2 protein-coding genes are annotated in these 924 nt (G+C 48.2%); both read right to left on the bottom strand.

Annotated features, from left to right (window positions below):
• Positions 1-326 (bottom strand): transcriptional regulator (locus R7Q46_RS25590; protein WP_318077999.1); only part of this gene is annotated, 326 nt, incomplete at its 3' end.
• Positions 326-924, bottom strand: a 599-nt coding sequence (locus tag R7Q46_RS25585) for an ABC transporter ATP-binding protein (RefSeq protein WP_318077998.1), incomplete at its 5' end; no start/stop codon positions are given. The genes R7Q46_RS25590 and R7Q46_RS25585, both read right to left, overlap by 1 nt.

Here is a 924-nt window from a genome sequence, read left to right as displayed (position 1 = left end):
AATACGGTCAAATGCTGTAAGCGTTTTAAGCACCAATCTTTAAGCAGAATATCACTCATGGGTTGGCATGCCGCTTGCTCGAGCTTCGCGCTTGCATAGAGCAGAGTCTGGTAAGCTTTGTGATGGTCTTGATACCTGGCGTGTTGAAATACTCTCAAACATCCATCTAGCCAGCAGGCGATGGCTTTGCTTTGTTGATCAGACAACACCGGACCAAACACGGTATCAGGAGCTTCGTATAAGATCGCTTCTAACACGTCTACTTGATCATGCTTCCTAGTTTCATACCAATCCGAGATTTGATCTTGCCAGGAGGTCAGTTCCATCATGCAGCCTCAATCCATTGTTTAACAAAGTGATTCGGACCAACTTGATCATATTCATCAACCACAACACTGCTGCGATGACGGATCTCATCGGCGTCTATTGAGTAGTTTGGTTCATTTTTCACCAAGTTTCCAAATGGCAGATCAGGATCGGGCACGGCTGAGATCAACAACTTAGTGTATGGGTGCTGTGGATTTTTCAAGATCGCGTGCGTGTCACCCCATTCAACGATTTGCCCTTTATACATCACCGCTGTTTCTTCAGCGATGTAGTGCGCGGTAGCGAGGTCGTGGGTAATGTACAAAAAGCCAATCCCAAGCTCTTGCTTCATACGCTGCATCAAGTTCAATACGCCTAAGCGAATTGACACATCCAGCATCGATGTTGGCTCATCGGCCAAAATTATTTGTGAACCGACGGCCAGTGCGCGTGCGAGGTTTACTCGCTGACGCTGACCGCCGCTGAGTTCGTGCGGGTACTTGTTTAATGTCTCTTCTGGCAATTCCACCAGCTTGAGAAGTTCGTCCAATCGCGCCGGGATCTCGCGGTCATGCTGCACCTGCTTGTGGATTTTCAACGGGCGAGTTAGATGATGAC

Source organism: Vibrio sp. 811 (assembly GCF_033339195.1).
The sequence above is the reverse complement of the archived record's forward strand: the minus strand, read 5'-3'. Positions and strand labels throughout refer to the sequence as shown.